Below are 14,417 nucleotides of genomic sequence, written 5' to 3'. Positions count from 1 at the left end.
TCGCACAACCAGTTCAGCGACTACAACGTCGGCCAGCAGGGGCTGATCCTCAACAACGCCACCGAGCGCACCCAGGCCACCCAGCTGGGCGGGATCATCGTCGGCAACCCGAACCTGCAAGGGGCGGCGGCCAATGTCATCCTCAACGAAGTCAACGGCGCCAACGCCAGCCAGCTGCGCGGCTATACCGAAGTGGCCGGGCATGCGGCCAAGGTCATCGTCGCCAACCCTCACGGCATCACCTGTGATGGCTGTGGCTTCATCAACACGCCGCAAGTGACCCTGAGCACCGGCAAGCCGGTGCTCGACGGCCGTGGCGCGCTCAGTGGCTATCAGGTCGATGGCGGCAGCGTGGCGCTGGAAGGGGCGGGGTTGAATGCCGACAATGTCGAACGCTTCGACATCATTACCCGCTCGGCACGCCTGAACGCGCAGTTGCGCGCTCGTGAACTGAACGTCATCACCGGGCGCAACGATGTCGACGCCCAGACCCTGGCCACGACACCGCGCGCTGGCAACGCGGCCGATGCGCCGGCCCTGGCCATCGACTCCAGCGCCCTGGGTGGCATGTACGCCGGCGCCATTCGCCTGGTAGGTACCGAGGCGGGCGTCGGTGTGCGCCTGGCCGGGGACGTGGCGGCCAGTGGCGGCGATATCCGCCTGGACGCCAATGGTCAGCTGAGCCTGGCCCAGGCCAGCGCCAGTGGCGCTGTCAGGCTGCAGGCCGCCGGCGTCGACCTGCAAGGGCCGGTGCATGGCGCCAGCCAGGTCGAGGTGCGCAGCAGTGCCGACCTGACCTCTCGCCAGGCGATCACTGCCGGCAACCGAATCAGCGTCCAGGCCACAGGCACACTGGCCAACCAGGGCGTGATCGAGGCCGGCGTGAATGCCGATGGCAGCCGCAACGCCCAGGGTGACGTGAGCATTGCCAGCGGGCAGTTGCTCAACAGTGGCAAGAGCATTGTCGCCAGCCGCGACCTGGACCTAGCGGTACAAGGGCAGCTGGACAACCGCAGCGGTACCCTCAGTTCCGGGCAGGACAGCCGGATCACCAGCGCCGCCCTGGACAACAGCGCCCAGGGCAGGGTGCTGGCGGGGCGCGACCAGACCGTGCAGGCGACACAGACCCTGGGCAACCAGAACGGCCTGATCAGCGCCGGCCAGGCCCAACGCATCACTGCGCAGACCCTGGACAACCGCGGCGGCGAGCTGTCGGCGCAGCAGCGCAACACGCTGGGCGCCAACCAGCTGGACAACCAAGGCGGCCGGCTGAGCGCCGGGCGGGCGCTGGACATCACCGTCGCCGGGCGCCTGGACAACCGCGCCGGCGCCCTGGCTGCCGGGCAGGACCTGCAACTGCAGGCCGCCAGCGTCGACAACCGCAATGCCGGGCGCATCGCCAGCGATGGCCAGGCCACGGCGCGCCTGGGCCAGCTCGACCAGCGCGGCGGGGGCCAGTTGCACGGCGCCAAGGCGCTGACCCTGGACATGGCGGACGGCCACCTGGACAACAGCGGGGGCGGCCTGCTCACTACCCCGGGCCAACTGACCCTGCAACGCCTGGGGACCGTCGACAACCGCGGCGGCGAGATCTCCGCCGGCCAGGCCTATGCGCTGGTGGCGCGGCAACTGGACAACAGCGCCGGCAAGCTGCTCGGCGGCAACGACCTGCGGGTGCAGATTGCCGGGCAACTGGCCAACACCGCCGGCCTGATCGCTGGCCACCAGTTGACCCTGAGCGCCGCGACCCTGCTCAGCCAGGACGGCACCGTGCAGGCGCGCGGCGGCCTGCAACTGACAGTCGCCGGCCAGCTGGACAACAGCCGTGGCCGGTTGCTGGCCGAGCAGGCCTTCGTGCTACAGGCCGGCAGCCTGGTCAACCTGGAGGGGCAGATCGCCGGCAACGGCAGCCTGCTGCTGACCAGCACCGGGTTGGACAATCGCCAGGGGCGCATCAGTGCCGCCCAGGGCCTGACCCTGGACCTCTCCCGTGGCCACTGGAACAACGAAGGCGGCACGCTGCAGAGCCCGGGCGCCTTGCTGCTGCGCAACCTGGCCACGGTTGGCAACCGCCGCGGCGAGATCTCCAGCCAGCTTGGCTTCAGCCTGGCTGCCGACAGCCTCGACAACCAGGACGGCAAGCTGCTTTCCGAGCAGGCGCTGACCTTGCGTGTCGTCCAGCTGCTGGACAACACCCGTGGCCTGGTCTCGGCCCAGGGCCTGGACCTGAAGGCGGGCAATCTGCTCAATACCGACGGCAAGCTGAAGGCGCGCGAGGCGTCCCGGCTGCGCCTGGACGGCGCGCTGGACAACCAGCGTGGCGAGATCAGCGCCGCCGACCTGACGTTGAGCGCGGGCAGCGTCGACAACCGTGCCGGGCGCCTGCAGGGTGACCGCCAGCTGACGGTTGCCAGCGTAGGGGCCATGGACAACCGCAGTGGTACCGTGGTGGCCGCCGAGCAGTTGCAACTGGACAGCGGTTCGCTGGCCAACGACCAAGGCCAGATCAGCAGCCAGGGCCAGGCAAAGGTCGGCACCGCGGGCCTGGTCAACGCCGGCGGGCAGATATACGCGGCACAGGGGCTTGAGTTGAACGCCGGCCAGGTGGACAACACCGACGCCGGGCGCATCCACGCCGGCCAGTCGCTGGTCGCCCGTATCAAAGGCCTGCGCCAGGCCAACGGCGGCCAGCTGTTCAGCGGCGCGGACCTGCTCCTTGACCTGAACCACGGCCTGCTCGACAACCAGGGCGGCCTGATCAACGCGCCGGGCCAGCTCTTGTTGCAGCAATTGGCCCGGGTCGATAACCGCGCTGGTGAGGTATCCAGCGACCTGGCCTACGCGGTCGCCGCCGAGGCACTCGACAACCAGGGCGGCAAGCTGCTCTCGCAGCAATCGCTGACCCTGCGCATCGCCCAGGCGCTGGACAACGCCAAGGGGCGCATCTCCGGGCAGGTACTCGACTTCCAGGCGGCGAGCCTGGGTAACCAAGGCGGTGTCATCGAGGCCCGTGAGAGCTTGGCGCTGACGTTCGGCGGCGATCTGGACAATCGCCTGGGCCGTCTGGCCGCCCAGGGCGACATTGCCCTGCAAGCGCGGCAGCTCGACAACCGCGCGGGCGTCGTCAATGGCGGCCAGGCCGTCACCTTCACCGGCCAGCGCCTGGACAACAGCGACCAGGGCCTGCTCACCGGCAAGGGCCCGGTGCGTTTGACAGCAGACGCCCTGGTCAACCGCCAGGCAGGTGTCCTCACCAGTGGCGACACACTGACCCTCAAGGCCGGCGAGCTGGACAACAGCGAACGTGGTCGTATCGGCGCCCACGGCGCCTCGCTGGTCGAGGTCGGGCGTCTCGACCAGCAGGGCGGCGGTAAGCTGACCAGCGACAGCGACCTGACCCTGGACCTTACCGACGGCCATCTGGACAGCCAGGGCGGACTGATCCGCAGCGCCGGGCAGTTGCTGCTCAAGCGCTTGAGCAGCGTTGATAACCGGGGTGGCGAAATCTCCAGTAGCCAGGCCTTCGAGCTGGCGGCGACCAGCCTGGACAACGGCGATGGCAGCGTGCGCAGTGACCAGGCACTGGTGGTGCGGGTCGCCGAGGTGCTGCGCAACGTCAATGGCCTGGTCAGCGGTAGTCGGGTCGAAGTCAGTGCGGCCAGCCTGGATAACCATGACGCCACGGTCAGTGGCGAGCATGGCCTGAGCGTAAAAGTGAGCGGCGCGCTGGCCACCGTCGGCGGTGAGCTGTCCAGTGGCGCGGTCACCCGTATCGAGGCCGGCAGCCTGGACAACCGTGACGGCGGCATCATCGGCGACCAGGCGGCCCTGCTCACGGTGCAGGGAGCGCTGGACAACCGCAACGGCACGCTGCTGTCACAGAAGGACCTGCAGGTGACCGCCGCCAGCCTGGACAATCGCGTCGGCGGCAGCCTGGCCAGCGATGGCCGGATCAAGGCGCAGGTCGGCGGCCTGTTCGACAACCAGGGCGGTGAAGTGCGTGCCCTGGGCCTGATCGAGCTGCTGCTCGGTCACCTGGACAACCGCAGCGGGGTGGTGTCCGGCAAGGACTTGCTGACCCTGCGTAGCGCCAGCACCGACAACCACAAAGGCGTGTTGCACGCCGATCGCCAACTGCAACTGTTCGTCGATGCCCTGGACAACCGCAACGGCGTGCTGCGCAGCAGCGCCACCCTGGTGTTCAAAGGCCGGCACCTGGACAACCGCGAAGGCCTGCTCAGCGCCACCGCGGCAGTGGACCTCGAGGCCGAGGAAGTGGACAACGGCAAGGGGCGAATCGCCAGCCGCGCCAACCTCGATGCCCGCGTCGGCACGCTGCGCCAGCAGGGCGGCGAACTGGTCGCCGAAGGCAGCCTGACGCTGCGCGGTACCGCCCTCGACAACCGCGTCGGAGGCGTGGTGGTTGGCAATGCCGGTGTCGACCTGCAGGTGGGCGACATCGATAACAAAGGCGGCCGGGTGGCCAGCCAGGCGCAGGTGCTGGTGCAGGCCGAGCAACTGGACAACAGCGAAGGTGGCCGGCTGATCGCCGACAACCGCTTGGCCCTGACCGTGGCGCGCTTGGTCAACCAGAACAAGGGCCTGGTGTCGGGCCGCGACGTCGATCTGCTCGGCGCGCGCCTGGACAACCAGGGCGGCAGCCTGGGCGCCGGGCGCTCGCTGCTGGTGGTCCTGGAGGACCGTGGCCAGCCGCTGCGCGATGCCGTGCTCGACAACAACAAAGGCCTGATCGACAGCAGTGGCAGCCTGACCTTCGAGGGCGTCACGCTGCTCAACCAGGGCGGCAAGGTCAGCAGCAAGGGCGACCTGATCGTGACCAGCGCCACGGCGCTGGACAATCAGGGCGGTACTCTGGAAACCGACGGCCATCTGCAACTGAGCGCCGCGAGCCTGGACAACCGCAACAAGGGCCGTATCACCGCCGAAGGCAACAGCACGGTGCGCACCGGCGCCCTGGAGAACGGCCAGGGAGGCCTGCTCAGCAGTGGCCAGCGCCTGGACCTAAGCGCGACCACGGTCGGCAACCAAGCCGCCGGCAGCATCGCCGGGCGCCAGGTGCTGGCCAGCGTCTCCCGCCTCGACCAGCAGGGCGGTGAACTGTTCAGCATCGAGGACCTCAGCCTCGACCTCAACCATGGCCGGCTGGACAACAGCAATGGCCTGATTCGTGGCCCGGGCCAGCTGCTGTTGCGCAACCTCGGCGAAGTCGTCAACCGTGGCGGCCAGATCAACGGCATCCAGGGCTACGAACTGGTTGCCGAGAGCCTGGACAACGGCAGCGGCGGCAAGCTGCTCGGCAGCCAGGGGCTGACCCTGCGCATTGCCAGGCAGTTGGACAACGTCGCCGGCATGATCAGCGCCCGCCACCTGGTGGTGCGCGCCAACACCCTGAACAATGCCGAGGGCACGCTCAACAGCCTGAACGACATCGACCTGAAGGTGCAGGGCCGACTCGACAACCAGGCGGGCGTCATCTCAGCCGAGGCTCGCTTGCTGCTCGAGGCGGCCAATGTGCTCAACGGCAAGGGCAAGTTGTCGGCCAGGACCGACCTACGCGCGCAGCTGGGCGAACTGGACAACCAGGCCGGCACCGTCGAGGCCGGCGGTGTGCTGGACCTGACCGCCGATAAAGTCGACAACCGCGCCAAGGGCCTGCTGGCTGCCACCGGCCTGCTCGACGTCAAGGCTGCCAGCCTGGACAACCGCAACGGCGAAATCTCCGGCCAGGGCGCCGTTCATCTCGCAGGCCAGACCCTGGACAACGGCGACGGCGGCCTGGTCAAGGCCAAGGGGGCGCTGACGGTCGAGCACCAGACGCTGCTCAACCGCCTTGGCGTGATTGCCAGCGAAGACCGGTTCACCCTGCGCGGGGCCAGCCTGGACAACGCCCAGGGCGAGGTGCGCGGAGAAAAGGGCATTGATGCGCGACTGAGCGGCGCGCTGAACAACGACAAGGGCAAGATTGCCAGTGAGGACGCGCTGTCGCTGGCGGCCGCCAGCATCAGCAATGCCGCTGGCGAAGTCTCCAGCGCCGGTGATCTGGTCGTGTCCAGCCATGGCGTGTTGAACAACCTGGGTGGCAAGCTGCTGGGCGATGGCAAGATCACCTTGAGCGGCACGCACCTGGACAACGGCCAGGCGGGCCTGGTCAGTGCCAAGGGCGACCTGCGCATCACCAGCGACAGCCTCGACAACAAGGACGGCGCGCGCCTGACCAGCGCCGGCCTGCTGCGAATCGACACTGGCCTGCTGGACAATAGCGGCGGACACATCACCGCGCAGGAGGCGCTGACTGCCAACGTCAGCGGCCTGCGTCAGTACGGCGGCAAGTTGTACTCCGATGCGAGTGTCGAGCTGGACCTGAACCACGGCCAGCTCGACAACCAGGGCGGCCTGATCAACACCCCCGGCCAGTTGCTGCTCAAGCGCTTCGCCGACGTCGACAACCGTGGCGGCGAGATCTCCAGCGCCAAGGCCTTCGCCTTGGCCGCCACGACCCTGGACAACAGCAACGGCAAGCTGCTCGGCCAGCAGGGCCTGACCTTGGTGGTCGAGCGTGCCCTGACCAGCCTCAAGGGCCAGATCGCCGCCGCCAGCCTGTCGGTCCAGGCGCAGCGCCTGGACAACAGCGGCGGGGCAGTGACCAGCCGTGGCGACCTGACCCTGGACATCGACGGTCAGCTGGTCAACCGCGAGGGTGGGCAGATCAGCGCCAGCCGGCAGATGAACGTCACCAGCAAGGGCCTGGACAACCAGGGCGGCAAGTTGCTCGCCACCACGCACCTGGCACTGACCAGCGCCGGGACACTCGACAATGGCGGCAACGGGCTGATCAACAGCCTCGACAGCCTGACCCTGGGCGCGACCGCCTTGCGCAACGCAGGCGGTGAAATCTCCGCCAAGGGCGCCGCGCAGGTGAGCGCGGACAGCTTGAGCCAACAGGGCGGTCGCCTGCTCGGCGAGCGCAGCCTGGCGCTGCTGCTGGGCATCGCCGGCGGCGACGTGGACAACCGCGCTGGCCTGATCCACACCAAGGGCCAACTGACCCTGAGCAATCTGCGCGACCTGGACAACCGCCAGGGCGAGATCTCCAGCCCGCAGGGCTTCAGCCTCGCCGCGCGCACGCTGGACAACAGCAATGGTCGGCTGATCAGCAGCCAGCAGTTGACCCTGGGCACCACCTCCTTGATCAACCAGGGCGGCCTGATCTCCGGCTGGCAGGGCCTGACCGTCAATGCCGCGACCCTCGACAACCGCAACAACGGCACCCTGTCCAGCCGCGACGGCGACCTGGGCATCACCCTGGCCGGCGCCCTCGACAACCGTGACGCTGGCGCCCTGGTCAGCCAGGGCCAGCTGCGCATCAAGGCCACGAGCCTGGACAACCGTGGCGGTTACCTCGCCAGCACCGGCGCCCAGCAGCTCGACCTGCGCGACGGCAGCCTGGACAACAGCCAGGGCGGACGCGTGGACGCAGGCGGCGCGTTCAGCCTGCAGGCCACGACGCTGAACAACCGTGGCGGCACCCTGATCGGCCTGAACACGCTGACCCTCGACCTCGCCAGCCAGCTCGACAATGCCCAGGGCACCCTGCTGGCCAGCACCGGCTTGCAGCTACGCGGCAGTGCGGCAATCGCCAACCAGGGCGGGCGCCTGACCAGCCGGACCTACCTCGACCTCAACGGCGCCAGCCTCGACAACAGCGACAACGGCACCCTGGCCGCCAACCAGGCGCTGGGCCTGAACCTGACCGGCGCACTGCACAACGACCGCGACGGTTTGCTCTACAGCCAGGCCGACGCCATCACCCTGAAAGCCGCCAGCCTGAGCAACCAGGCCGGCAGCGTGCAGGCCAAGGGCGCTATCGACCTCACCAGCGGCGCTGTCGACAACCAGGGCGGCAAGCTGATCGCCCAGGACGACAACCTGCTGCTCAAGGCGGCCAGCGTCGACAACCGTGGCGGCATCATCGCCAGCCTGCAGGGGCTGCTCGATGCCCAGGTCGGTGGGCTGCTGCGCAACGGCCAGGGTGGTACGTTGCAGGCGCGTCAGCTCAAGCTGATCGCCCTGGGCGGCCTGGACAACAGCGGCGGCCGCCTGGCCGCGCAAGCCGGCACGCTGCAGATCCATACCGGCAACCTGAACAACCGCGGTGGTGGTCTGTACGCTCTGGGCCAGGTGAACATCGATGCCGCCGACCTGGACAACGGCGCTGGAGGTCAACTGGCCGGCCAGGCGCTGGACTTCACCCTGCGTGGCGCCTTTGACAACGTCGGCGGCATCGTCGAGAGCGATACCCGCATTGGCCTCAGCGCCGTCAGCCTGAACAACCAGGGCGGCCAGTTGCGCAGCCTGGGCAGCGCCGGCACCACCACGCTGCAACTGGCTGGCGTGCTGGACAACCGCAATGGCGTGCTGGAAGTCGCCAGCCAGGACTTCACCCTGCAGGCCGCCAGCTTGCTCAACGGCGGCGGTCGCCTGCTGCATGGCGGGGCAGGGGAGCTGCAGATCGGCATGGCCAACCTGGGCAATGCCGGCGGCGACATCGTCACCCTGGGCGGCCTGACCCTGAACGCCGCCAGCTGGACCAACAGCAGCGCGGTCCAGGCCGCGCGCCTTACCGTCAACGTGGGTGAACTGAACCTGACCGGCAGCGGCCAGCTGCTGGCCAGCACCAGCCTGGTGGGCCGCGGCGGCAACTGGACCAACAACGGCCTGATTGCCAGCAACGGCACGCTCGACCTGGCCCTGAGCGGCCAGTACGCCGGCAGCGGGCAGGCCACCAGCTTGGGCAACCTCAACCTCAGCGCCGCCGGCGTGCAGGTACTGGGCGGCGGGCGCATTGCCGGTGCCGGCGATGTACAGGTCAGCAGTGGCGGCGCCTTCATCAACCAGGGGCGGATCACCTCGGGTCGCGACATGACCCTGAATGCCGGCAGTTTCGGCAACAGCGGCACCGTGGGCAGCGCCGGCAAGCTCGACCTGGTCAGCCAGGTACTGCGCAACGAAGGCAGCGCCGCTGGCCAGAGCCTGATTTCCAGCGGCGGCGACATGCGTCTGCTGACCGGCAGCTTCACCAACCGCTTCGCCACCGTATACAGCCTCGGCGGCCTGATGGTGGCGGCCAATGCCGCGCAGGGGCGGGCCAGCCTGATCGAGAACGTCTCCGCCACGCTGCAGAGTGACGGGGCGATGGGCTTGTATGCCAACACCGTCAGCAACAAGCGTGACAATTTCTCGGTCAACGAACGGCTGATCTCCGGGACCATCAAGTACCAGTGCCTGAACTGCAAAGGCCGACACTACGATCTCAACTACTACGTGACCGAGGAGATCGAACGCACCACCACAGGCGACTCGCCTGCGGCATCGATCAATACTGGCGGCGCGCTGAGCGTTCAGGCCGGTGCGTTCGAGAACACGCACAGCTCGATCAGCGCGGCAACGTCGATCAATATCGCCGCCGACACCTTCAACAACGAGGGCGCCTCGACCGAGAGTCTGATCCGTACACGCATTTTCCGTAACCCGAATGACAGTGAGCGAAGCGGGGTCTGGAGGGGATTGGTTGGTACCGGTGGAGCGGTCGCCGAATACGCCAAGTACAACTCCAAGACCAAGTTTGAATACATCTACAAGCGTCGGGGCAGGGAGGATATCGGTAGCGAAACCCTCGGCATGGGGAGGCAGGATACGGGGCAGGCCAACCCCTATTACCGGCCCAATTCCGGGTACGCCTTGCCTGCGCAGCTGCTTGCCTATGACCAGGTGTCGAAAACTGAAACCCAGACCAACACCGGCGTTGCCGCCGGCGCGGTGATCCAGGCGGGGGGCCTGGTGTCGATCACGGCCAGCAAGACCCTGAACAATGGCGTGACCCGCAGCAACACCGGCTATTCCAGCCTGGCACTCAATGGCGCCGACACCCAGGCCGCCAGCCAGGTCAGGAACAATGTCGTCAAGATCAACGCCCAGTTGCCGCCTGATCTCGCCCAGCGCCAGGTCAACCCGCTGGCCTTGCCCGGCTTCACCCTGCCCACCGGTGGTACCGGGCTGTTCCGCCTGAGCGCCCAGGCCGCCAGCCAGGCCGGTGCCAGCACCGCCGCGCCGGCGCCGAGCAGCTGGACCCTGGGCGGTGCCAGCATCGACCTGGCCCAGCGCCAGCAACTGTTGCCGGTGGTCCAGGGGCGCACGGTGGACATCGCCGCGATCACCGCCATCCAGGGCACCGAGCGTCAGCTCACGGCCAACCAGCGCCAGGGCCTTGGCCTGGACAACCGGGCCGATGTGGCCAGTGTCGCGGCGGTGGGCCAGGCCCAGGGCGCGGACAACCTGCCGAGCCGCACCCAGATCGGTGCCGGCACCCCGCTGGAGCAGACCCAGGTCAGCGGCCCCGGCCTGGCCGCGCTGGACATCAGCCGCCCCAGCGGTGGCAGCTCCGCCGTCCCGCTCGAACGCAATACCGCCACCCCGATCGTCCAGCCGGGCACCGCGCCGGCGCCGCAGGACGTGCGCATGGCCGCGGCGCAGGCGGTGTCCAGCGCCGCCACGGCTGTCAGCCCGCAGACCATCGCCCGGGTCCAGGGCCTGCCAGCCAACAGCCGCGCGCCGCAGCCGCACAAGTACCTGGTCGAGACTGACCCGGTGCTCACCGACCTCAAGCAGTTCATGAGTTCGGACTACCTGCTCGGCAACCTCGGCTACGACCCGGACCAGAGCTGGAAGCGCCTGGGCGATGGGTATTACGAGCAGCAGCTGATCCAGCAGGCGGTGACCGCCCGCACCGGCAAGCGTTTCATCGATGGCCAGACCTCCGACGAGGCACTGTATCGCCACCTGATGGACAACGCCGTGGCCAGCCGCGAGCAGTTGGGTCTGTCGCTGGGCGTCACCCTGACCTCCGCCCAGGTGGCGGCGCTCACCAAGGACATCGTCTGGCTCGAAAAGCATGAAGTGAAGGGCGAGCAGGTACTGGTGCCGGTGCTCTACCTGGCCCATGCCAATGATCGCCTGGCACCGACCGGGGCGCTGATCGAAGGCAAGGACATCAACCTGGTCGCCGGCGAAAGCCTGAGGAACAGCGGTACCCTGCGCGCCAGCAACAACCTGTCGGCGATCGCCGGCAAGGATCTGGTCAATACCGGCTTGATCCAGGCCGGTGGCCGGGTCGACTTGCTGGCAGGCGATACCTTGTTCAACGGTGCTGGCGGCATCATCAGCGGGCACGATGTTGCCCTCAACACGATGTTTGGCGACCTGATCAACGAGCGCACCCAGACGATGCTGGGTGGCATGTTCGTTACCGAAGGGCGCCTCGACAACGCCGCGCGGATTGAGGCTGGCAATGACCTGTCACTGGGCATCGGCCGTGATTTCCTGAACGTGGGTGGGATGCTCCAGGCCGGCCGCGACGTGGACGTGCGCACCGGTCGTGACCTGCTGATAGGCTCGGCCGAGCAGACCTACAGCTACCAGAACGGCCATAACAACCGCAGTAGCTCGGTGCAGCAGTTCGGCTCGCAGATCAGTGCCGGGCGCGATATCGACATGAAGGCCGGTAATGATTTCGCTGCCATCGGCAGCGAGCTGGATGCCAAGCGCAACATCGCCATCAGCGCCGTCAACGACATGACCCTGTCCTCGGCGGCCAACGAGGAACACTTCTACTCCAAGACCAAGAAAGTCACCCGCCAGGAGGACCATGTCCGCCAGGTCGGCACCCGCGTCAATGCCGCAGGCGACATTTCGCTGAGCGCTGGCGAGGACCTCAAGCTGATCTCCAGTCGCGTCAGCGCCGGCGACGAGGCCTACCTCTATGCCGGCGACCAGCTGGAACTGCTGGCCGAGACCGACAGCGACTATTCGCTGTATGACAAGAAGAGCAAGGGCAGCTGGGGCAAGAAGAAGACCCGCCGCGATGAAGTCACCGACGTGCGCCATGTCGGCAGCGAGATCAGCACCGGTGGTGACCTCACCCTGGAAAGTGGCGGCGACCAGCGTTACCAGGTGGCCAAGCTCACCAGCGGCGACGACCTGACCCTGGACAGCGGGGGTGACATCACCTTCGAAGGGGTCAAGGACCTGCACGACGAGAGCCACGAGAAGAGCAAGTCCAACGCCGGCTGGTTCAGTATGAAGGGCAAGGGGCGTACCGACGAAACCTTGCGTCAGAGCGAACTGGTGGCCACAGGCGATGTGATGATCAAGGCCGTGGGCAATATCCGCGCCGATGTTCGCCAGGTCAATCAACAGACGGTGCACGAGTCCATCGATGCAATGGTCAAGGCCGATCCCAAGCTGGCCTGGCTAAAGGACCTGGAAGCGCAAGGCGGCGTCGACTGGCGTCAGGTCCAGGAGGTGCACACCAGCTTCAAGTACGCCAACTCCGGATTGGGTCCAGCGGCGCAATTGGCAATTGCGATCCTGATGGCTGCGGTCATGGGGCCGGTCGGATTCGGTCTGACGGGCGCCCCCTTGGCAGGAGCCACCAGCCTGGCCACGACCGGCGCGGTCAGCACCATCAACAACAAAGGTGATCTGGGCGCGGCACTCAAGGAAACCTTGAGCAAGGAGAGCCTGAAGAGCGCGGCGACTGCCATGGCGGTCGCAGGGGCATTGCAGTACGCCGATCAAAACTGGTTCAAGGCCAGTGATGCAGCCAACAAAGGTGCTGTCAGCATCGAGGGTGGCAAGGCGTTGCCAGCGACTTCCACAACCGACAATGTCCTGACGTGGAGCAATGCATCCGATGTCGCGCTCCGCGCCGGTGGCCGGGCGGTAATCAGTAGCAGCATTTCCACGGCCATCAATGGCGGCAGCCTCAAGGACAACCTGCTCGCTTCACTTGCCGGCGAGGCCAGCACGGTGGCCATGGCCACTGGCTTCAAGTGGGTGGGCGACCAGACGCTCAGCTTCGAGAGCGGTAGTTTGCCGAAGGTCATCTCCCACGCCATCGTGGGCGGTCTGATTGCCGAAGCCACTGGCGGCGACTTCAAGACCGGCGCGGCCGCCGCGGGGCTCAACGAGGCGATGGTCAATGCGCTGTCGTCGGCTGCGCAGGGCAATGAACCCTTGCATTTGATGTTGTCGCAACTGACCGGCCTGGTGGCGGCGGCTGCGGTGAACGGCGAGCTGGACAAAGGCGTGCAGATCGCGCAGTCGGCCACCCAGTACAACCATGACTTGCATCGCAAGAATGGCGAGGCCTATGCCAAGGGCATCCTGAACGCATGCGCTCAGGTGCCTACCGCTTGCCCTGAGGGTAGCGGCAAGGTGAGTCAGCAGGAGCTTGTGGATGCCCTCGAATCGATGGCACAACACGGCAAGGGGGTGGATAAGCTCAACCCACTGGCCGTGGAATTGGTCGATACCTTCATAGAAAGGTTCCCGGACAAGGATTCGTTGTTTACGCCAACGGCATCGGAAGCTGAGCGGCTGGATACGCTCGAGAAGGCTGAGCTGGCTGGCCTGGTGCTTTCGGGTGCAGGGCTTGTGCGTGGGTTGGCGCGGAGTGGTAGAGGGTTTGTCGAGTCTATAAAATCCTGGTTTGGCGCGAGCGGTGCAAAAGGAACGGGTGGCGCGGTCGAAGAAACGGCTGGCTCGATTAAGAATGTCAATCCAGGCTTTCCTGAAGCTGGTCGAACTCATAACTGCGTGAATTGTTCAATTGCGACTGATGCAACTCTGGCTGGAAATCCAGCTTCGGCGCTTCCGATAAAATCAACAGATGGCGTTTCAATTACAGTGCTGGAAAAGCAGTTTGGTACAAGATTTGTATCGGTCTCATCTGCGGATAATATTTCTCAGAAAATGATTGGTATTGGCTCAGGTGCGCGAGGTATTGTGTATGGGTCGTATGGACCTGGTCAGCCTGGACATGTGTTCAATGTCGTAAACCAGAATGGTACTATCAGATTCTTAGATGGGCAGACAGGCAAGGTTGCTGATCTCAGTAAGTTCACATCGTTTAAGTTTTTGAGGACCAACTAGTGATAAGTTTTGAAGAGTCCCTGGATATGGTTATTAATCATTTGAGTAAGTCTCCAATGCCGCTGGTTATAACATATTCTGAAGGGTTTCCTGATGGGTGGCTATTTTGCTTCAACTCTAAACAGTATGTTGAGACAGGTGATTTTTCATTTCAACTGGTTGGGAATGGGCCGATTTTTGTTGATAAAGATACCGGCGAACTGCATTTTTTTGGTACGGCATTGCCGCCAAAGGAGTATGTGGAAGAGTACTCTCTGAGGAAGCGTGATAAGAAATAATATAGGTAATTGCTGCAAAAGGGGGCTGAGCGGAAAAGGCGGAAAAGGAGGCGGAAAAGGGGGCAAAAGAAGCAGGTGGGGTAACGAAGCCCACGATTGAACTGTTTGGAGGGAAGAATGCTCAAACGC

The 14,417-nt window shown here is 65.9% G+C and carries 2 protein-coding genes; both read left to right on the top strand.

Going from position 1 to position 14,417, the window contains the following annotated elements:
• Nucleotides 1-14,010: filamentous hemagglutinin N-terminal domain-containing protein (locus tag HU735_RS25790; protein WP_186716265.1), on the top strand; the 14,010-nt coding region annotated here is incomplete at its 5' end.
• Nucleotides 14,010-14,288, top strand: coding sequence for a YrhB domain-containing protein (locus HU735_RS25785; protein WP_186716262.1), 279 nt, complete (start codon nucleotides 14,010-14,012; stop codon nucleotides 14,286-14,288). The genes HU735_RS25790 and HU735_RS25785, both read left to right, overlap by 1 nt.
• Nucleotides 14,289-14,417: the final 129 nt, after the last annotated feature.

This window comes from Pseudomonas sp. BW16M2 (genome assembly GCF_014268865.1).
Classification (GTDB): Bacteria; Pseudomonadota; Gammaproteobacteria; order Pseudomonadales; family Pseudomonadaceae; genus Aquipseudomonas; species Aquipseudomonas peradeniyensis.
This window is presented reverse-complemented; position numbering and strand designations above follow the sequence as displayed.